The 19,877-nt window shown below is 43.3% G+C and carries 19 protein-coding genes; 6 read left to right on the forward strand and 13 right to left on the reverse strand.

All coding sequences use genetic code 11. The features are described 5' to 3' along the window. The first annotated feature begins 340 nt into the window (after nt 1-340). On the forward strand, nt 341-1,858 hold the full coding sequence (locus ACSUPM_RS12960; RefSeq protein WP_227674894.1) for an ATP-binding protein: 1,518 nt from the start codon (nt 341-343) through the stop codon (nt 1,856-1,858). Nucleotides 1,859-1,903: 45 nt separating this feature from the next. Here ACSUPM_RS12960 and ACSUPM_RS12965 read toward each other — a convergent pair whose 3' ends face one another. The 13 genes from ACSUPM_RS12965 to ACSUPM_RS13025 form a co-directional block, all read right to left on the reverse strand. Beyond that, nucleotides 1,904-2,083 carry a hypothetical protein gene (locus tag ACSUPM_RS12965; RefSeq protein WP_025651493.1) on the reverse strand — a complete coding sequence of 60 codons (180 nt, stop codon included), beginning with the start codon at nt 2,081-2,083 and terminating at the stop codon, nt 1,904-1,906. Between the two features lie 160 nt (nt 2,084-2,243). Then, complete coding sequence (locus ACSUPM_RS12970) at nt 2,244-3,932, reverse strand: ATP-binding protein (protein ID WP_436880002.1); 1,689 nt, start codon at nt 3,930-3,932, stop codon at nt 2,244-2,246. A 367-nt stretch (nt 3,933-4,299) separates the two neighbouring features. Beyond that, nucleotides 4,300-5,016 (reverse strand): response regulator, encoded by a 717-nt coding sequence (locus tag ACSUPM_RS12975; protein ID WP_021812806.1) that lies wholly within the window; start codon nt 5,014-5,016, stop codon nt 4,300-4,302. A 776-nt stretch (nt 5,017-5,792) separates the two neighbouring features. Further along, complete coding sequence (locus ACSUPM_RS12980) at nt 5,793-6,209, reverse strand: F0F1 ATP synthase subunit epsilon (RefSeq protein WP_021812807.1); 417 nt, start codon at nt 6,207-6,209, stop codon at nt 5,793-5,795. A gap of 93 nt (nt 6,210-6,302) precedes the next feature. Beyond that, nucleotides 6,303-7,736 carry a F0F1 ATP synthase subunit beta gene (gene atpD / locus ACSUPM_RS12985; RefSeq protein ID WP_201617077.1) on the reverse strand — a complete coding sequence of 478 codons (1,434 nt, stop codon included), beginning with the start codon at nt 7,734-7,736 and terminating at the stop codon, nt 6,303-6,305. Between the two features lie 38 nt (nt 7,737-7,774). Then, nucleotides 7,775-8,656 carry a F0F1 ATP synthase subunit gamma gene (gene atpG / locus ACSUPM_RS12990; protein WP_101211242.1) on the reverse strand — a complete coding sequence of 294 codons (882 nt, stop codon included), beginning with the start codon at nt 8,654-8,656 and terminating at the stop codon, nt 7,775-7,777. Nucleotides 8,657-8,882: 226 nt separating this feature from the next. Further along, entirely contained in the window at nt 8,883-10,427 is a 1,545-nt protein-coding gene (gene atpA, locus ACSUPM_RS12995; protein ID WP_201566423.1) for a F0F1 ATP synthase subunit alpha, read from the reverse strand. Between the two features lie 91 nt (nt 10,428-10,518). Next, entirely contained in the window at nt 10,519-11,142 is a 624-nt protein-coding gene (locus tag ACSUPM_RS13000; RefSeq protein ID WP_201582810.1) for a F0F1 ATP synthase subunit delta, read from the reverse strand. A 13-nt stretch (nt 11,143-11,155) separates the two neighbouring features. After that, nucleotides 11,156-11,626 (reverse strand): F0F1 ATP synthase subunit B, encoded by a 471-nt coding sequence (locus tag ACSUPM_RS13005; RefSeq protein ID WP_025651436.1) that lies wholly within the window; start codon nt 11,624-11,626, stop codon nt 11,156-11,158. Between the two features lie 117 nt (nt 11,627-11,743). After that, nucleotides 11,744-11,992 (reverse strand): F0F1 ATP synthase subunit C, encoded by a 249-nt coding sequence (gene atpE / locus ACSUPM_RS13010; protein ID WP_025651437.1) that lies wholly within the window; start codon nt 11,990-11,992, stop codon nt 11,744-11,746. A 35-nt stretch (nt 11,993-12,027) separates the two neighbouring features. After that, nucleotides 12,028-12,894: a F0F1 ATP synthase subunit A gene (gene atpB / locus ACSUPM_RS13015; RefSeq protein WP_025651438.1), complete on the reverse strand. Its 867-nt coding sequence runs from the start codon at nt 12,892-12,894 to the stop codon at nt 12,028-12,030. A gap of 726 nt (nt 12,895-13,620) precedes the next feature. Then, a complete protein-coding gene (locus ACSUPM_RS13020; protein WP_436880003.1) occupies nt 13,621-14,019 on the reverse strand; it encodes an ATP synthase subunit I in 399 nt (132 codons plus the stop codon). A gap of 291 nt (nt 14,020-14,310) precedes the next feature. Next, nucleotides 14,311-15,195: a metal ABC transporter solute-binding protein, Zn/Mn family gene (locus tag ACSUPM_RS13025; protein WP_352287720.1), complete on the reverse strand. Its 885-nt coding sequence runs from the start codon at nt 15,193-15,195 to the stop codon at nt 14,311-14,313. Nucleotides 15,196-15,313: 118 nt separating this feature from the next. Between ACSUPM_RS13025 and ACSUPM_RS13030 the strand changes: the two genes are divergently transcribed. The 5 genes from ACSUPM_RS13030 (at nt 15,314) to dksA (ending at nt 19,682) form a co-directional block, all read left to right on the forward strand. Further along, the gene (locus tag ACSUPM_RS13030; RefSeq protein WP_025651442.1) at nt 15,314-15,850 is read left to right on the forward strand and encodes a Fur family transcriptional regulator; all 537 of its coding nucleotides are present in this window, start codon (nt 15,314-15,316) and stop codon (nt 15,848-15,850) included. A 107-nt stretch (nt 15,851-15,957) separates the two neighbouring features. Then, a complete protein-coding gene (locus ACSUPM_RS13035; protein WP_025651443.1) occupies nt 15,958-16,755 on the forward strand; it encodes a metal ABC transporter ATP-binding protein in 798 nt (265 codons plus the stop codon). Nucleotides 16,756-16,831: 76 nt separating this feature from the next. Beyond that, nucleotides 16,832-17,650, forward strand: coding sequence for a metal ABC transporter permease (locus ACSUPM_RS13040; RefSeq protein ID WP_025651444.1), 819 nt, complete (start codon nt 16,832-16,834; stop codon nt 17,648-17,650). A 276-nt stretch (nt 17,651-17,926) separates the two neighbouring features. Further along, a complete protein-coding gene (locus ACSUPM_RS13045; RefSeq protein ID WP_201566425.1) occupies nt 17,927-18,775 on the forward strand; it encodes a metallophosphoesterase in 849 nt (282 codons plus the stop codon). Between the two features lie 466 nt (nt 18,776-19,241). Further along, complete coding sequence (gene dksA / locus ACSUPM_RS13050; protein ID WP_173240364.1) at nt 19,242-19,682, forward strand: RNA polymerase-binding protein DksA; 441 nt, start codon at nt 19,242-19,244, stop codon at nt 19,680-19,682. Nucleotides 19,683-19,877: the final 195 nt, after the last annotated feature.

The following is a 19,877-nucleotide window of genomic DNA, read 5'->3' on the forward strand; positions in this document are numbered from 1 at the left end:
AATTGCCCATGATTATAAAGTCTTAATACCCTGCTTCTGACCGTATCAAATCGCTAAAATATTAAAACTAAAATATTAAAACTAGCTTTTATAGATCGTACTTAGTGAGGTTGTGATTTTGGACGACTTAGCCAAATCAAAGTGTTCAAATTGTGCATAGTAAATCCATGTAACTTGATTGTGCTGCTCTATTTCTACTCATAACAGCCCAATAAAAACAGTATACAATAGACCGTAACGCCAGCAATGTGCTTGCTTACTTGATAATCTAAACGAGCTACAGTTTTTGTGACGTGGCACTATTTTATCACCCTATTATTTATCTATACCTTGGATGCATATGACCACCCCAAACCCTAAAATACCTCGTAAAGGTTGGTTGCCACGCTCTTATTCCAACAGTTGGCTGACTACCTTAATGGTGGCTTTTATTGTCATTATCAGTGTCGGCTTATCGATTGTGTTCTTTTGGCGCAGTCTTTATTTGCCAGAGCTCAAAAATCATGCGCGCTATCTGACCAGCGAGCTACGTTTGATGAATAGCGTCAATAAAGACTGGCAGGATAGCCCCGAGGTGCGGCAATGGATATATCAGCATTCGCACGTGGTGGTGGTTGATAACCCCAGTGACTTCCCGCAAGTAGCAGATAAAGCCTTTGTGGGTGTTTTTACCGATGTATTACAACGCGAAATAGGGGCACAGTTAGGTCGACCAGTGGAAGTGTATTTCAAGTTCAAACCAACCCCGCAGCTGTGGGTACAAGACAGTCGTGACACCAGTTTTTGGATTCGCGAACCCGTGGTTTATTATTCGCAATATAGTCCAGGATTGTTAGTACTATTCCTCATTGGATTACCTATATTATCGCTGCTAACCATTATTTTGTTAGCACGGCAATTAAACCGTCCTTTAAGGTATTTACAGCGTGCGGCCACCAACTATATTCGCTTGGGTCACGCCACTACCTTACCGACGCGCAACGGTCCTACAGAAATTCGCCAAGTAAATATGGCGTTTAATCGCCTGTTTACCACGCTCAATCAGGCACAAAAAGAGCGTACGATTATGCTGGCTGGTATCTCACACGACCTACGTACACCGTTGACTCGTATGCGCTTGACCGCTGAAATGCTACCGGACGATTTTTTTCGTGAAGGGTTGATTTATGACATTGAGGATATGGATGCCATTTTGGAGCAGTTTATCTCATTTATGAAAGACGGCTCGGATGAGCCAGTGCGCTTGACCAATTTGGACACGATATTTAATGAAATTATGGTGCAATTCGCGCCCATGGAATTTATTTATCAATCGGATTGTCACAAGGTTGTGCCAGTGCGTCCTTTATCCATTAAGCGCTTGGTCATTAATCTGGTCAACAATGCCAATCGTTATGGCAAGCCGCCTATTTATTTATCAGCAACGGTCGTGCCGACTTTCATAGAAACAGCTGACGTAGAAGACAGCGACGTGGTGTCTGAAAATGAAGTTAATAAGCAAGCCCAAGAGCAGCTGATGATATGTGTACGGGACTGCGGTGATGGAGTAGAAGAAGATCAATTAGAGCGCATCATGCAGCCCTTTGAACGTGGTGAAACAGCGCGAACCACGCAAGGTAGTGGTCTAGGTCTGGCTATTGTTGATCGTATCGCCCGCTTGCATCATGGTACGGTTGAGGCCATCAATCATCCTGATGGCGGCCTACAAGTCTGTGTGCGTATTCCCCTGTTATCCAAAGTGGCAGGAGAGCAAACACTAACAGAAAATATAGAAGCAGCTCATTCAGACAAAGCAAAAATGGCAGATCATATACCTAATAAAGAAGCTGAAAAAAGACGATGGCAAAATCGTCTTTAAAGTCGCTGTAACTATTTAACTGTCTCATTATTTAAGCAATGACAATTATTCACGCGCACCGATAACGGGGGGAATGTACGCAGCGCTATTAGTAAACGCTAATGGCTGAGTAATGTCATCCTGCGCGGCTTTTAGCGTTTGAGTCATGGTTGGCTGCTGCAAGAATAAATAATAACCCAGCGTCAACGCATTCAGTACTACCAAACCGCCAAATAAATATGGCATCCTCTGCCCTCCTCTAGTTTCCAACTTATAAGACTGAATATTAAAAATTGGCTGTTCAAACCAATGTTTCTCAACTTAATCCGTTATATATTGAGCGCTTAATCTGTTTTGTACTGGCGAAAGTATTTTTCATGCTGCGGACATGAAATAGCATTTTACCTTATTCAGTGCCAAAATCACGATCGCTCTTTTCTTGGGTTAACTGGTCAGCGGCAAGTACTTGAGTCAAGGGTTTGATAGGCCATGTCATGACAAATCTGGCACCACCAAGCTCACGGCTTTCATCGACCTTCATACTACCATTAAACCAAAAAGCAATACGCGACACAATCGACAGCCCTAAGCCATAGCCACCAGATGCCCGTGTACGGCTATCATCCAAGCGTGAGAATGGGATAAAAACTTTTTCGCGATCGGCTTCTGGAATACCGTGGCCATCATCCTCTACACTGACGAAAGCGTTGCCTTTTCTGATGCCCGCACTGATGATAATCGTGGTTTCTGCATAGCGTAAAGCATTACCCGCAAGGTTTTGAATGACACGGTGTAGATAACGTCTATCGGCAACCGCCGTTACTTTAGCGTTGGGCAAGTTGGTCACTATCTTGATAGGTTTGCCCAAGGCATTGGTTTCACGCTCAATCTGTTCGAGCAACTCTTTGAGATTTACCGGTTCTAGATCGAGTTTTGGTGACCCTTCTTCTAGCTTAGCGTAAGTCAAAATCTCGTCAATGAGACCGTTAAGCGACTCAATATCCTCATCGATATAATCACGCTGCATAAACCGCGAGTCTTCATCATCGGTATCAGCCAACATATCGACGGCAAAGCGTATACGTGCCACTGGCGTGCGCAGCTCATGCGATACTGCGCGCGTCAGCTCGCGCTGCGACTCAATCAAACGCTTAATATGCGCGGTCATCGCATTAAAAGTCGCTGACAAACGAGCAATTTCATCTTGTCCAATGACCTGTACTTGAATATCAAGGTTACCTTGACTCACCTCATTGACACCGACTTGAATCAACTGCAGTTTACGCTCAAGTGGGAAAATAAGTGCATAGACGCCCAAGCTGATCAAAAACATACTGATCAAAATCATACTGACAATCAGATTGAGCGGGAACCAGTTAAACAAAGGTACCGGCCCGATTAAAATCGCCATATCATTGATTTCAGACGGCACGACCACTTTAATCGACGAATTACTTTTACTGGTATTGGTATCTTGTAATAAGATGACGACCTCATCGCGGCGCAAGCGTGCCATTTGATCGGGGTCTAAATTAAGAGTATTGATCGCTCTAAACTCTAATGGAAAAGAAAACTTCTCTTCCAATTGAGCCAAACGCGCACGCTTATCGGATAAAGTCGCGTAATAGGACAAATCATCAAGCAAAAATACCGCGATGGCACGTACTTGCTGCTCGGTTACTTGCGAGATACGTGCGGTTAAAACGCTCTCGTTGTCCGGTAAGCGATAATAAACATCGGCATAAATAGGCTGGGCAACATAGCGAACGACGGTGTTGCCTTTTTCAAAACGGCGCAGCTCACTGGCATTAAAATCGACCTCGTTAATAGGCACAATGTTAAATTCTGCGCCAAATAAACTACTGGCATCAGACAGCCAATATTCACGCTGCGATTCGCTTTCTTGATGGGCAATGCCTTCAGCAACGATATGAAAAGCACCCGTGGCCATGTTTTCGCGGTAAGATTGGACGCGTTCTTTATTGATCGTATCCATCAACAGCTGGGCAAATAATGCCACACACAAACAGACAATGAGCAGTCCAGCATAAATACGAACAAATATACTGTGTTTAAGAGAAGAAACTAATGACATACGTGCCGTGACCAACCTAATAAAAAATTATTGATAAAGGAAGAAGAGAAATTCTTGCTGCGCAATTTATCTCATATAATCAAAATATCCTAAAAACGCTACGGTGTTGTTGATATCAATTTTTTGTAGCCTCTGTCTGCGCAGGCACAGCAAGCAAGAAAAATTGATATTAGCAGTGCGTGATGTATCGATATTACTTTTCACTCACTATACTATTAATCTAGCGTCCATAATTATCGCTCAATTAAACCACATAACGCAGCATTTAAGTTTAAAAATTAAAATTTAGACCATAAAAAAACCAGCTTTACGCTGGTTTTTTATTAAAAAGTATTTTAGTAAAGAGAATTGCATTAACAATTCGCTGTTAATTGCCTTCTTTAACGAACAAATAACCTTTACTACGCACGGTTTTGATGCGTTTAGGATTTTCTGGATCATCACCAATTTTTGGACGAATACGTGAGATACGTACGTCGATTGAGCGATCTTGACCGTCATATTCGATACCGCGTAGACGCTCAAAAATATCTTCGCGTGACAAGATACGACCAGCGTTAGACGCAAGTAACCATAATAAGTCATATTCGGCACTGGTGAAATCAACCAATTCGTCACCCAAGTTCACTGAGCGACCGCCATTGTCGATAACCAACTCACCAAACTCAAGACGCTGCGGCACATCTTCCGATGGCGCATTTTCTGAGCGGCGTAGTAAAGCACGGATACGGGCAAGCAATACGCGTGGCTGTGCAGGCTTAGCGACATAGTCATCAGCGCCCATTTCAAGACCCAAAACCTGATCCATATCTTCTGTGCGCGCGGTCAGCATCAAAATAGGATTTTGATAGTGTGGACGTACTTCACGACATACCGTCAAGCCATCGCTACCAGGAAGCATGACATCAAGTACGACCAAATCTGGTTGTTCATTGACAATACGGCGAATGGCGCGATTACCATCGGTTTCAATTGCCACTTCTAAACCATTTTTAACCAAGTAATCTTGGGTCAACATGGCTAAGCGCTCGTCATCCTCAACAATCAAGATTCGGGGGGTGTTGTCTTCTTCATTCGTTGTCATTGTTATATCCTCTAATACATCTTATTTAAAAGCGGTGAAAATAAGAGCGGTAAATTAATAGCATCGTAACTCAATCAATTTGTAATCCAATACAGGCAGTGACCGTAACACGGTTACAAACTTGGTAGCACAGTATACTATTAAACACACAGCTTCCTATACTATAGCTTATAGTTAGTAACAAAACCTATAAACTACGTCATTTAAAACGTTAGTTTGCGTCCAAAAATTATACCTTTTACTAACTTTAAAAGGCATAGGATAAATTTATTTAATCATTCTACTGGTCTTATATCGAACCAACGCTTTAAAAGCTCAAACATTAAATGTTATTGAATGACGCCAAATAACTGCTGGACTTTTAAAATAAAAAATGTGGTTGCTACTCTCTAATATAACCATATATCAGCGTTGCCGCTAGTCACTTTTCCATCATTTTATGAAAATCAGTTTAGTTTTCGATTTAGTTTTTGATAAATATTGCATAACTTAGGAGATTTTCAAATATAGTCAAAATATCCTAAAAACGTGACGGTATTGCTGATATCAATTTTTTGTAGCCTCTGTCTGCGCAGGCACAGCAAGCAAGAAAAACTGATATCAGCAGTGCGTACTGTATTGATATTACTTTTCACTCACTATAGTAAATGTCTGAGCTATGGCAAATATTAAACGCTAACTACTAGAAAGCTAACTATTAGAAGAACAAGCATAAAAAAACAGCCCCTCATGGACTGTTTTTATGTTTATAACAAAAACTAAAGCGTAACAATGTGCTAGGCGCGGTTTTTATATTTACGAATAGTCTGCAGCTGGGCGACTGATTCAGCCAATGACGCTAATGCCGCATTGGTTTGTACAGTATCAGATTGATTGACCAGCATTTGCTCAGCTTTTTTGCGTGCTTCAACGATTTTGCTTTCGTCAAGGTTATGTGCACGCATAGCAGTATCAGCCAACACGGTAACCATCTTCGGTTGTACTTCTAACACGCCGCCTGAGACATAAATCACTTCTTCTTCACCGTTTGGTGTTTGCACTCGCATCGCACCCGGTTTTAGCAAAGTAATAAGCGGTGTGTGACCTGGCAATACACCAATTTCGCCTTCGGTACCCGTAGCTATTAACATGCTAATTTCGCCTGAATACAACTCTTCACGAGCACTTACGACGCGACACTGTAACGTTGCCATACTTAACTCCTTACAATCAAAACTGCGATGCGTTACCTACTGGCAAATAGACTTATTATAGCCTACCTGCCGTTTAGCGATTGCTAACACAACTTACGCTGCAGTAGATTTCATTTTCTCTGCTTTGGCGACTACTTCTTCGATGCTACCAGCCATGTAGAATGCTTGCTCTGGTAGATCGTCGTATTCACCAGCAATGATTGCTTTAAAGCTGGCAATGGTATCGCGTAGTGGTACATATTTACCAGGTGCACCAGTAAAGACTTCAGCAACGTGGAATGGCTGTGACAAGAAGCGCTGAATCTTACGAGCACGATAAACAACCAGTTTATCTTCTTCTGATAACTCATCCATACCCAAGATCGCGATGATGTCTTTTAGTTCTTTATAGCGCTGTAGAACTTCCTGAACACCACGAGCAACATTGTAATGCTCTTCGCCGATTACTTGTGGATCTAGCTGACGTGATGTTGAATCCAATGGATCAACCGCAGGGTAGATACCTTGTGATGCGATATCACGGCTTAGTACAACTGTTGCATCCAAGTGAGCAAACGTTGTAGCAGGTGATGGATCGGTCAAATCATCCGCAGGTACGTATACCGCCTGAACTGAAGTAATAGAGCCTGACTGAGTTGACGTAATACGTTCTTGTAGTAAGCCCATCTCTTCAGCGAGTGTTGGCTGATAACCAACCGCTGATGGCATACGACCAAGTAGTGCTGATACTTCTGTACCCGCTAGTGTATAACGGTAGATGTTATCAACAAACAATAGTACATCACGACCTTTGCCAGTAACAGGATCTTTGGTATCACGGAAGTACTCAGCCATGGTCAAACCAGACAGTGCAACACGTAAACGGTTACCCGGTGGCTCATTCATCTGGCCATATACCATTGCTACTTTAGACTTACTAAAGTCTTCAGTGTTTACGACGCCAGCTTCCTGCATTTCGTGATAGAAATCGTTACCTTCACGAGTACGCTCACCAACACCAGCAAATACTGACAAACCTTCATGTTTTAGAGCGATGTTGTTGATCAGCTCCATCATGTTAACGGTTTTACCAACACCGGCACCGCCGAACAGACCAACTTTACCACCTTTAGCAAACGGGCAAAGTAGATCGATAACTTTAATACCAGTCTCTAGTAGCTCAGTGCTGTTTGACTGATCCGCGTAGCTTGGCGCTTCACGGTGGATAGACCATTTTTCGTCAGCAACAACAGGACCTTCTTCATCGATAGGACGACCAAGAACATCCATGATGCGACCTAGCGTACCAGTACCTACAGGCACAGAAATAGGTGCACCAGTATTAGTAACAGGTAGGTTACGCTTTAAACCTTCGGTTGAACCCATTGCAATAGTACGTACAATACCGTCACCCAGCTGTTGCTGTACTTCTAGGGTAGTTTCGGTACCGTCTACTTGCAAGGCATCAAAAATTTGAGGAACTTCATTACGGTTGAACTCAACGTCAAGAACCGCGCCAATAATCTGTACAATACGACCGCTACTCATTGCGTTCTCCTTGAACTTCTATATATAGGTGTAGTCAATTATGAAACAGCAGCAGCACCGCCAACGATTTCCGAGATTTCTCGGGTAATCGCCGCTTGACGCAGCTTGTTATAAACCAACTGTAAATCGTTAATAAGGTCACCAGCATTATCTGTTGCCGCTTTCATCGCAACCATACGTGAAGACTGCTCAGAGGCAATGTTTTCCATTACCGCTTGATAAACAATCGACTCAATATAGCGACCAAGCAATTCATCAATTAACGTCTTGATGTCAGGCTCGTATATATAATCCCAGCTAAGTTCTGTCTGTATGCCGCTCTCTTCGTCACCAAATGAGCCCTCAGGTAGCGGTACTAACTGATTGACCGTTGGCTTTTGAGTCATGGCATTAACGAATTTGTTATATACCACATAGATACGGTCGATATTACCGTTACTATAATCCTCAAGCATCGCCTGCACAGGTGCATTCAACTGCTCAAACGTTGGTTTATCGCCATAATCGGTCACAGCTGAGGTCACTTTACCGCCGAAGTTTTTGAAAAAACTTACGCCTTTAGCGCCGATAGCTGCAAATTCAGTTTGCACAGACTGGTCTTGGTATTGCTGGATACTTTTAGATAAGGCTTTGAATAAGTTTACATTCAAACCACCCGCTAGGCCACGGTCAGAGGTAATGACAATATAGCCAACCTTATTGACTGGACGCGATACCATATACGGATGTTTGTAGTCTGATGAAGCATGCACCAAATGTGAAATAACCCGGCGCATACTATCAGCATACGGGCGACCCACTTCCATGCGCTCTTGCGCACGGCGCATTTTACTTGCCGCTACCATTTGCATAGCACGAGTAATTTTCTGGGTGCTTTTAATACTGGTGACTTTGGCACGTATCTCTTTTAAGCTTGCCATAATGATTCCAATATAAGAGGGTTAAAAAGCATTGGCGCATGCGACAATTATTTAACATATAACATCGATCTTAAAGAATAATCGTTATACCTTGTGCATGACGCGATCTAATACCATCAATGGTTAGCACAATGGCGCGCCTGTCTTAGCAAAATGCTTATCAGACAACGCGCCACCTTATACGCTCTGAATCAGAGCGGTAACCAAATCGGCTTAACCCGTTAAATTAATAACTGTGATTTTGTTTAAAGGTCTCTAAAGATGACTTTAAACGACCTGCGATATCATCGTTGTAGTTCGCAGTGTCATCAATCTCACGCATCAATTCACTTTGCTCATCATGCATATAACGTAGGTACGCTTCTTCGAAAGAACCAATCTTTTCGACAGGTACGTCAGCTAAGAAGCCTTCGTTTGAAGCATAGATAACGGCTGCTTGCTCAGAGATTGACATCGGCTGATACTGCTTCTGCTTCATCAATTCAGTCACACGCTCACCATGATCTAGCTGCTCGCGAGTTGCGTCATCAAGATCTGATGCGAACTGAGCGAATGCTGCTAGTTCACGATACTGAGCTAGAGCGGTACGAATACCACCAGATAGCTTTTTGATAATCTTAGTCTGAGCGGCACCACCAACTCGAGATACCGAGATACCAGCGTTTACTGCTGGACGGATACCTGAGGCGAATAAACTAGACTCTAGGAAGATCTGACCATCAGTGATCGAAATCACGTTAGTTGGTACGAATGCAGATACATCACCAGCTTGTGTTTCAATGATTGGTAGTGCAGTTAAAGAACCCGTTTTACCTTTCACTTCACCATTGGTGAACTTTTCTACGTAATCAGCGTTTACACGTGATGCACGCTCAAGTAGGCGTGAGTGTAAATAGAATACGTCACCAGGATACGCTTCACGACCTGGCGGACGACGTAGCAATAGTGAGATTTGACGATAAGCAACCGCTTGTTTTGATAAGTCATCAAATACAATCAGTGCATCTTCGCCGCGGTCACGGAAGTATTCGCCCATCGTACAACCTGAGTACGGTGCGATATACTGAAGTGCTGCAGGCTCTGACGCTGATGCAACCACAACCGTGGTATATTCTAATGCGCCAGTCTGCTCAAGCTTACGTACGACGTTCGCGATGGTAGAACGTTTCTGACCGATTGCGACGTATACACATTTAATGCCAGAAGCTTTCTGCGCGATGATCGCATCGATAGCCATTGCGGTTTTACCCGTCTGACGGTCACCAATGATAAGCTCACGCTGACCACGACCGATTGGAATCATGGTATCAACGGCTTTATAACCAGTCATTACTGGCTGATCTACTGATTGACGGTCGATAACGCCTGGGGCGATTTTTTCGACTTTATCAGTCATCTTGGCATCGATAGGACCTTTGCCATCAATAGGGTTACCCAAAGCATCAACAACACGGCCTAGCAACTCAGGACCTACGGGTACTTCCAAAATGCGACCAGTACAATAGGCTTTTTGACCTTCTTGTAGTTTTAGGAAGTCGCCTAATACTACTGCACCAACAGAATCACGCTCTAAGTTAAGCGCCATTCCGTAGATTTCACCTTCAAACTCAATCATTTCGCCGTACATGGCATCTTCAAGACCATGAATCTGCACGATACCGTCAGATACTTTGACAATCGTGCCTTCATTCTTTGCAGTTGCACCCGCATCAAGGTCTTGAATACGCTGCTTAATCAGATTACTGATTTCCGCTGGATTCAATTGTTGCATTGCCTTGTTTCCTTTAATTTATGATAACCCGCCACTGACTTAAATGCTCTTATATCACGCAAGCTTTAGTAAGCTGCACGGATGATTGGCATTAGGCCGTTAGCTGTGTTTTTAACTGTTGTAACTTGCCACGCATCGAATCATCGATAACTTTGTCACCGACTTTAATCATAGCGCCCGCCAATAGACTTGGATCAACCGACTCGTGAATCACCACGCTCGCATTGAGCGAGTCAGCAAGACGCGTTTGCAGCGTCTGACGCTGAGCATCAGTTAATGGATAAGCAGAGGTCACATAAGCGTCAAGCTGCTTTAAGCTTATTGCCTTGTGACGGCGATAATGCTCATAAACTTCAGGAAGCAGCGCCAGACGCTCTTGTTCTGATAACTGTTTAACGAAGTTACTAAGTGCTACTGATACTTTAGGATAGCTGGCGTTTTGGTCATGACGAGCCCCTTGGGTCTCACCTAATAACTGCTTAAAAGCAGAATCATTCGCGCTAGCTACTTGCGTATCATAAAGATCGACCAAAGCAGCTGACTTATGCTCAGCAGAAACAGCTGGATTGTCTAGCCAAGTACTGAACGACTTGTCATTGACAACGGTAGCGGCAATAAATAAGAAGTTTTCCCACTCATTTACTACCCCGTTTTCATTGGCATAGTCAAACGCGGCTTTAGCGTACGGTCGTGCTAAGGTTGATAAGTCAGCCATGATATCCTCACAATTACAGCTTCGCCGCCAGTTGGTCTAACATACTGGCATGTTTTTGCACATCGACTTTGTCTTGCAAAATCTTTTCAGCACCAAGTACAGCCAGTTCAGCAACTTGGGCACGCAATGATTCGCGCGCTTGATTGATTTCTTGGTCGATAGAGGCTTGCGCTTGTTGACGAATGCGTTCGCCTTCCGCTTGGGCTTGCAATTTTGCATCTTCAACAAGCTGATTGGCGCTCTTGTTCGCTTGCTCAATTAGCGCAGCAGCTTTAGTTTTTGCAACATCAAGCTCCTGCTGTACATTTTGCTCCGCGGTCGCTAAATCTGCTTTTGCTTTTTCTGCGGCGTTTAAGCCTTCAGCGATTTTACGCTGACGCTCATTAATGGCACCGATAAGTGGTGGCCACACGAATTTCATGCAAAAAATCACAAATATTGCAAAAGCAATGGCTTGACCGATGAGGGTAGAATTGATATTCACGTGATCACCTCTTTGTTAATGAAAAATCAGTTTCATTGATCATATTTGATAGCCAAACTTTGGCTATGTTTAATATACAAACTTTGACCACCAAACATTTACAACTGAGCTTTCTGATTAACCTGCTAGAGGGTTAGCGAACAACAATAGCATCGCAATACCAACACCAATCATCGGTACGGCATCAAGTAGACCTGCCACGATGAACATACGAGTTTGCAGTTGTGAACCAAGTTCTGGTTGACGTGCAACACCTTCTAAGAACTTGCCGCCTAGAATAGCAAAACCAATGCCTGTGCCAAGTGCGCCAAGACCGATAAGCAGTGCTACTGCGATAACTGTGTAACCACCTAATACTGGATCCATTGATGTATCCTCATTTACCTATTGAATGTATATAATTAATGTTCAGTTGATGATGCAAGCGACATATAAACTATCGTCAACATCATAAATACGAACGCTTGAAGGGTAATAATTAAGATGTGGAAAATCGCCCACGGCACCGATAACGCCCATTGAATCCAAAACGGCATCAGGGCAATCAATACGAAGATTAGCTCCCCAGCATACATGTTACCGAACAGACGCAAACCTAGTGAGATGGGCTTGGCAATCAAAGTAACAAACTCTAAGATAAAGTTGATGGGGATTAAAATGATTTGCATGATTGGGTTTTTGGCGCTAAACGGATGCAGTGTTAACTCACCGATAAAACCACCCAACCCTTTTTCTTTAATACTGTAGTAAATAATCAACGCAAAGACAGAAAATGACATGCCTAGGGTGATATTAGGGTCAGTCGTTGGTACAATCTTGAAGAACACGTGATGTGGATCATGACCCATCGCAGCGCCAACTTGACCTGCTAGACTTGGAATGAAGTCGATAGGCAATAAATCCATCAAGTTCATCAAGAAAATCCACACAAAAATGGTCAACGCTAGCGGCGCAATCAATTTTGACGTACCACTATAAGAATCGCGAACGTTGTTATCAACAAACTCAACGATCATCTCAACCGCTGCTTGAGTTTTGCCGGGAACGCCTGAAGTAACTTTTTTGGCAACCATCCAAAAGATGGCACAAAATAAAATACCCAGACCGATTGACCATAACATGGAATCAAGATGGATAGCTTTAAAACCCATTAACCCTGCTTCTTCAGCAGTATAGGCAACTTTCCAACCTTCGCCCGGCAGATAGCCGTACGTCCAATTCGTTAAGTGGTGAGAGATATATTCTGATGATGCTTGCTCGGATGCCATAATGTAAGCTTCTTATTAATCAACGATTTAATCAACTACCAAAAAATATGGTTGTCATCTGATGAGGCGTTTGCGTTATCACCAATCTGCGATTAAGCAAATCCAGAAAAACACTTACAGCCCTCATGTAACCAATAACATCCAACCCATAGCTCTATAACTACTCTGTTATTCTTAAATAATTAAGCGGAATAACCAATTTTTTTATTGCGGCGGCTCAATTTGATAGTCATGGATAAATTTTAGCTATCAAAAAAGGGCGCACGATTATTCATTAATGGCCCTTGCATATCTACGCAAATCTTTAAGTATGTGTTTACTTATCTTATTTTCATCACACCCAATACGGTGCTCAGCAGCAAGACAGTTAGCTGTCTATATTAATGCAGCGTTGTAATCGTGTAAAGTCAATTATGACTTTTTTATTTACGGTATGAATACGTTAAGCGCTGTTAACGTTCGCTACTATGGCTTTGCGTCTATCCATCAAAGCCGATAATTCAATTGTATTTGAACACCCTATTTAAAAAGAGGGTTACTTATCGCGATTTTTACGCTTAGCTCTAATTAAGCGTCTTTATTCATACTTTTATTGTAAAAACAGTTTTCAGTCACTTAATCATTGATTGATGACTTTATAACAGTAATCTTAGAGAAGCTGGACCGCAGGATGACAAATGTATGTGCTGTATTATTGAGCTATTAAAATTATAATAGCTTATAAAGTTAGCGTATCTGCCACAACATCCAACTGTGACTAATCTGCATTACCATAAAACCGACGAATAGCGCAGGCGCTGATAGAGGTTGTATGGTAATAAAAATTAGTGCAAAACCACATACGGTCAGTAGCCATTTGACCATTTGACCACGATATAGCTGGCTGACAATGTGTCTACGCGCGCGATATCCGGTATACCAAAAGATAAATCCAGCAAAGACCGCTTGGGTGGCAAAACTGAGTAGCGCACCGATCGCGGTACTTTTTGCTACTATCAGCCCACTGTCGAGCCAGGTCACATCTACTACCCAACCAATAATAATCAGGATAAATAAAATCCATGCTTGGCGTTTCAGGTAGATGCCAATCTCATCTTTTTGCGTGCGTTTGGCAGGCTTGGTCATCAGCAGCTATCCTATAGTATTGGGATAATGTCGCATATTTGCCACGATTTTATCCGTGACCAGTTTATCCATGACCACTTTATGCATGAAAAGTCACTATACAGACGTTGCCTTTTAACCAAAATAAAACGCCACTTATTATAGGGAGCGCACGCGCGATTAGCAAGTAAAATATGCGTCTTATCAAGCATTTGATTGTTTAGCGCTAACGCTCCCTCTAAAAACTTAGTAAAGCCTAGCTATGGCATGTCCTCAATTCAACTAACAACAGTCTAAGTGGGCTAAAAATAGCTATGCGATACATTGACGGATTTGCTGCGCCATCGTCTGCCAGCCGCTAACAAAGTCTTGACTGTTACTCATGTCTTCAGCTTGCACGGTACTCTTTACCGGTTGTAGCTTAGCGAGCAACCCTTTAGCTGGTGCACTTGGACTAACCAAACACATTTGTTTGGCAGGACGCTGCTCATTTAGCCAGCGCAACTGACTGGCTTTTGGCGCTAAATGGTGATCGGTGCTAAGACTGCCGATGAGCTGTAGCTTTAAGCTGTCCTCCATATACTGATAAGCATCGTGATATGCCCAATAAGGCAATATTTTTGACGCTGTGCTCTGCTTTGTGGCAAGCACTTCTTTATCCAGTCGCTGGGCAAATTTTTGCGCATTGGCATGATAGAGCTTTTTATACTCAGGATTGGCATGGCTATGAATCACCGCCAGCGCACGGGTGATGGCTTTGGCATTTTGAGGATCGAGCCAAATATGTGGATCTAGCGTGCCAGCGATAGGCTTGCCTTTGATATCGCGCAGTGGATGACGGTTAAAGGCGTCAAACTTGAATAAGGCAATGGCATTGGGCGCGCTATTGAGACTGGCGGCCAGATTGTTCTCTAGTGGCTCGCCAAACCATACCACAAACTTGCTGTCTTGAATGGCTTTTATGTCGCCCGGACTAATACTGCCGTGATGCCCCACCTCCCTTGCTTGCAATAATTGCTTGGCAGGCGGCGCACCATCAGTCACAGCTTGACTCAACAAGAATAATGGATAATTACTCACACTAACGGTGGCTGCTTGAGCGCTTAACGTCAAGCAGCTTAACGCGACTATCCCAGTAATGAGAAATCGTTGTAGTATAATGAATGAGCGTAAAAAATAGCTGAAAAATACATTCATAGTAGGGTCTTTATTATTAAGTGAAGGCGACTTGCCTGTTTTGTATTTCATTATGTTATACTATAACAATGAAAAACGCCATCATAAAAAGGCGTCATATTTTTTAGGAGTTTGTCCTATGTCCACTACTTCATCGACATGCGAACATTTGCATGATGTGCAACACTTCACCGCGCATGATGTAACCGAGCGCTTGACGGCGGCAAAAGAACAATGCCGCATAAGTGGTGTACGCTTTACGCTACTGCGCCAGCAGATATATCAGTTAGTATTGGCTGCCAATAAGCCGGTTGGTGCTTACGACTTGATCACGCAATTGCAGCAAATGCGCTTGTCAGAACCGGATACACAAGATTCGGCTCTCACCAATCAGACGCCAAAAAACGTCGCACCGCCGACGGTTTATCGTAGTTTGGAGTTTTTGTTGAGCGAAGGTTTGATACATCAACTGACCTCCATCAATGCTTATGTGCCCTGCTGTCACCCACGCGCCCAGCATACTGCCGCATTTTTAATCTGCGATCAGTGCCAGCGGGTTCAAGAATGTAGCAGCTTACCAGTACAAGAAATGATGAGCTTTGCGGAGCAAGATGTGGGCTTTATCGTCGCTCGTAGCGTCATTGAGCTCAGTGGTCGTTGCCAAGCATGCCAGTAAAGCTTGCTGTATTTTTTTATTAAGTACTGATCTAGGTACTTATTATTCAGTATTTAGCATTAAGTATTCAGCCATTTATCATTTACCAATATATTAGTCACTAGCCTATGAGCCTACCCACTTCATCATCAGAGCAATCGTCTGCCTCTATTAGTCTGGATAATAAGACCAGCCAAACTAACCAGCTGCTGAGCTTAAGCGATATCAGCTATGACATTGGTTCGCAACGCTTGTTATCACATATTAATATCGATATTGCCGTTAACGAGACAGTCAGTCTTATTGGGCCAAATGGCGCTGGTAAATCGACGTTGGTTAAGCTTATTTTAGGGTTGATTGAGCCAACTAAAGGGCAAATGACGCCCCATCATCAGTTACAGCTTGGCTATGTGCCGCAGCGCTTTGCGGTACCGCCGATATTGCCATTACGAGTCTGCGACTTATTGGCGCAGGCCGATAAGAAACGCTTAACGGCTGAGCAACGCCAGTTTATCTTTGATAATTTATCATTGACGCACTTGCTATCACGGCAGATGTTGCACCTGTCAGGTGGTGAAACGCAGCGAGTTCTATTGGCCCGTGCCTTGCTAGATAAGCCCAATTTATTGATTCTAGATGAGCCGATGCAAGGACTTGATCCTGATACCGAAGTTTGGCTTTATCAGTTCATTGATGAGCTGCCAGATTTCTTACGCTGTGCCATGCTAGTAGTGTCACACGATTTGCATTGGGTAATGAAAGGCAGCCGACGGGTAATTTGTCTAAATAAGCATATTTGCTGCGAGGGACAACCAAGCGAACTTGCCATTAGTAGTGAGTTTCAAAAGCTGTTTGGTCATCATTATGAGCAGCCTTATGTCCACCAGCCGCACGCCTGTGAACATCACGCGCCAAGCGAGTTGTAATCATCGAAACCAACCGACCAAAGCAAAAAGCTGCTTTACGATCTTTATTTTATAAACCGTTTATTGGATACACATTATGAGTGCTTGGTTAGCCATTATTGCGCCTGCTTGGATTGCTGGCAGTATCTTAGCACTGCTATCAGCGCCCCTCGGTTGTTTGGTATTGTGGCGACGCATGGCATTTTTTGCCGATGCCTTGGCGCATGGTACTTTGCTAGGCGTGGCCTTGGCCGTGTGGTGGCAGTTGCCCATGGGCATTGGTATTGCTTTGGTGAGCGTGATAGTGGTACTAGGACTCGTGCTCATAGATGATGAGCGTTTGCCCGTCGATTCCGTACTGGCGGTGGTTGCGGTGTCGCTGCTGTGCTTGGGGCTGTTAGCGCTGACCCAACTGACCGATCAGCAAGCCAACGTGCTGGGGTTTTTGTTTGGTAATTTGCTCGAGCTTGATTGGGCAGACTTACCCTTAATAGGCGGTAGTGTACTGGTAGGATTAGGTTTACTCGCCTATATTTGGCCTGCACAAATTAAGCTTGCTACTCACGAAGCGTTAGCACGGATTCAAGGCGTCAACCCAACACGCCAGCGGCTATTTTTTATGGGTTTATTGGCAGGGTTTTGTGCCATTGCCCTGCAAGCGGTGGGTAGCTTATTAATCAGTGGCTTGCTGGTACTACCGGCTTTAACGGCACGTTTATGGTCAGCATCGCCAAAGCAAATGGTGGTTATCGCGCTGCTTATCGCTCAGCTTGGCGTGACGCTAGGTGTTTGGGGCAGTATTTGGCTAGATATTCAAACTGGTCTGTCTATCGTACTGATATTGGCTATTTTATTCTTTGTAGCGCTGATTTTATCAAAGGTGCTAACGGCAAAATTTTGGACGATGCGCCAGTAGAGAGGCTCTTTAAAACTTTGTAGTAGAGACTTCTATAGTCTTTAGCGAATCATTATCCCTTTATCCAACTTTATTTCATCAATATGCTAGAGCTTTCATTCGCTTTATGATATAAACTTTCCCTGATGCTATTAGCGCGATAGTTAGTAGAATGCTGTTATTAATGATAAATAGACGCTATAAACATACTAAAGTGTGTCATCAATAACAGTGACCGATTTATCCATACTCGTTTTAACAGCAGTACTTGTTTTGATTCGATAAGGGACTGACCCAATGCTAAGCTATCCTGCCAATAACATCAGTACGCCAGATCAACAGCTAAATGTGTTACAAATCACGGATTTGCACCTGTCAACACCCACCTCTGCGCTGGCGGATGAAGACATCGACAATAGTTCCGATATATTTGTTTGTCAGCACAGTTTTGAAAAAATCATCGAACAAGCATTGAGTGAAGATATCCGCTGTGACTTGATCGTGGTGACTGGCGACTTGGTCAATCAAGTACAGCCCACTATTTACGATCATATTTTTGAGGTATTGCAAGCGACCAACATCCCTTTTGCCTGTATTGCGGGCAATCATGATGTCACTGATGAGATCGGTAGCGATTTACCGTTTTTTCAGCGCGAACTCGTCGCCCAGCCGACCGATGCGCGTTTGCTCAGCCGACACGTTATTGAGACGGAGCACTGGCAATTACTATTACTGGATTCTTCTATTTCTGGCAAGGTGGCAGGAGAAGTGACCGCGACCGATATCGACTGGTTGTGTAGGCAGCTGCAAGGATGTAATAAGCCTGCGCTCATCGCCCTGCACCATCACGTTATCCCAGTAGAGTCTGACTGGATCGATATCCATATGGCAAAGAATACCGAGGCTTTTTGGCAGCATATGGCTCCGTTTGACCAATTAAAAGTAATCATTAGCGGTCATACCCATCAAGCGCAAGTACGCCATCGTCAAGGGGTCAGCGTTTATAGCACGCCGTCGACTTGCTATCAATTTAAGCCTTATAGAGACGATTTTGCTTACGATGAAAACGCGCGCCCCGGTTATCGTTGGTTGCAATTAGCCAACAATGGAGAGGTTGCAAGCTGGGTTAAAAGGTTGGATACTTGATGCCCAGTTTTATCGGCGTCAAAAACACCATGATTGCCCTTGTCCATATGTTTGATTTAATACAAAAAATTTCGTCCATATGGTTGGCAAAATCAAACTTTGCTTTATGATAAGTGAATAACGATACTGATAAAACCAAACCGCGTTAGAACGGTAACGCGATTAATCATCAGCAAAATTATAATAGCTAGGATGGCTACATTGACCACAAGCTAAGTTTTCACAGTCAGTCATTTGTCGCATTATTTAGACCCAGCCATTTAAATAAAAATATGCATAACAATATACCTGACCATTGATATAAACATATCAATATAACCGTACGATGAGTTCAGCTGTGTTACTTGTGTTACCAAGTGGTAAAACGTTTTATAAAGGGACAACTTATAGCGTTTGTTAAACTTATAACGTCTTGTCTTTTGATATGTCGTTTTATTGAATTAATTTGAAAAAGTAGGATACCCATATGAGCACCGTGACCACGAATCCGAGTGATGTTAAGTTTACTCCTTATGTGCCTGCCAAAGACGAAGAGTATATGTCTGATGCGCAGTTAGAGCATTTTAAGGCTATTTTGTTGGATTGGAAGCAGCAACTGATTGGCGAAGCAGATCGCACCAAGACTTATATCCAAGATGAGTCTAGCGCCATGCCAGATATCAACGACCGCGCGACTCAAGAAGAAGAGTTTGCCTTGACGTTACGTACGCGTGACCGTGAGCGTAAACTCATTCGCAAAATCGATAAGTCTATGGCAGAAATTGAAAACGATGACTATGGTTTTTGTGAAACTTGCGGGGTAGAGATTGGCTTGCGCCGTCTTGAGGCTCGCCCAACGGCAACCCAATGTATCGACTGCAAGACGTTATCAGAGATCAAAGAGCGTCAAAACCAAGGTCATACCTAAACACGCCCTTATGTCAGTGCAGATAAATGCGTGCTGACAGGCTCTATAATAACGAGCGACCATTTATTGGTCGCTCGTTGCGTTTTATAAATTCCGTTCTATAGATAGCTTTTTTAGTTTACTGACAAAATAAGCCCATTTAATAAATATCTTTTTACTCTGTTCTTCTTTATTCTATAGTCAAAATATCCTAAA

The sequence above is a fragment of the Psychrobacter okhotskensis genome (assembly GCF_965638355.1).
GTDB classification, from domain to species: domain Bacteria; phylum Pseudomonadota; class Gammaproteobacteria; order Pseudomonadales; family Moraxellaceae; genus Psychrobacter; species Psychrobacter okhotskensis.

Excerpts from the sequence above, each read along its gene's own strand:
- ACSUPM_RS12960 (WP_227674894.1), top strand. The coding sequence starts at position 341 with ATGACCACCCCAAACCCTAAAATACCTCGTAAAGGTTGGTTGCCACGC.
- ACSUPM_RS12970 (WP_436880002.1), bottom strand. The coding sequence starts at position 3,932 with ATGTCATTAGTTTCTTCTCTTAAACACAGTATATTTGTTCGTATTTAT.
- ACSUPM_RS12980 (WP_021812807.1), bottom strand. The coding sequence starts at position 6,209 with ATGGCAACGTTACAGTGTCGCGTCGTAAGTGCTCGTGAAGAGTTGTAT.
- ACSUPM_RS13020 (WP_436880003.1), bottom strand. The coding sequence starts at position 14,019 with ATGACCAAGCCTGCCAAACGCACGCAAAAAGATGAGATTGGCATCTAC.
- atpA (WP_201566423.1), bottom strand. The coding sequence starts at position 10,427 with ATGCAACAATTGAATCCAGCGGAAATCAGTAATCTGATTAAGCAGCGT.
- ACSUPM_RS13030 (WP_025651442.1), top strand. The coding sequence starts at position 15,314 with ATGTCCACTACTTCATCGACATGCGAACATTTGCATGATGTGCAACAC.
- ACSUPM_RS13025 (WP_352287720.1), bottom strand. The coding sequence starts at position 15,195 with ATGAATGTATTTTTCAGCTATTTTTTACGCTCATTCATTATACTACAA.
- atpG (WP_101211242.1), bottom strand. The coding sequence starts at position 8,656 with ATGGCAAGCTTAAAAGAGATACGTGCCAAAGTCACCAGTATTAAAAGC.
- atpD (WP_201617077.1), bottom strand. The coding sequence starts at position 7,736 with ATGAGTAGCGGTCGTATTGTACAGATTATTGGCGCGGTTCTTGACGTT.
- dksA (WP_173240364.1), top strand. The coding sequence starts at position 19,242 with ATGAGCACCGTGACCACGAATCCGAGTGATGTTAAGTTTACTCCTTAT.
- ACSUPM_RS13000 (WP_201582810.1), bottom strand. The coding sequence starts at position 11,142 with ATGGCTGACTTATCAACCTTAGCACGACCGTACGCTAAAGCCGCGTTT.
- atpB (WP_025651438.1), bottom strand. The coding sequence starts at position 12,894 with ATGGCATCCGAGCAAGCATCATCAGAATATATCTCTCACCACTTAACG.
- ACSUPM_RS12965 (WP_025651493.1), bottom strand. The coding sequence starts at position 2,083 with ATGCCATATTTATTTGGCGGTTTGGTAGTACTGAATGCGTTGACGCTG.
- ACSUPM_RS13045 (WP_201566425.1), top strand. The coding sequence starts at position 17,927 with ATGCTAAGCTATCCTGCCAATAACATCAGTACGCCAGATCAACAGCTA.
- atpE (WP_025651437.1), bottom strand. The coding sequence starts at position 11,992 with ATGGATCCAGTATTAGGTGGTTACACAGTTATCGCAGTAGCACTGCTT.
- ACSUPM_RS13040 (WP_025651444.1), top strand. The coding sequence starts at position 16,832 with ATGAGTGCTTGGTTAGCCATTATTGCGCCTGCTTGGATTGCTGGCAGT.
- ACSUPM_RS13035 (WP_025651443.1), top strand. The coding sequence starts at position 15,958 with ATGAGCCTACCCACTTCATCATCAGAGCAATCGTCTGCCTCTATTAGT.
- ACSUPM_RS12975 (WP_021812806.1), bottom strand. The coding sequence starts at position 5,016 with ATGACAACGAATGAAGAAGACAACACCCCCCGAATCTTGATTGTTGAG.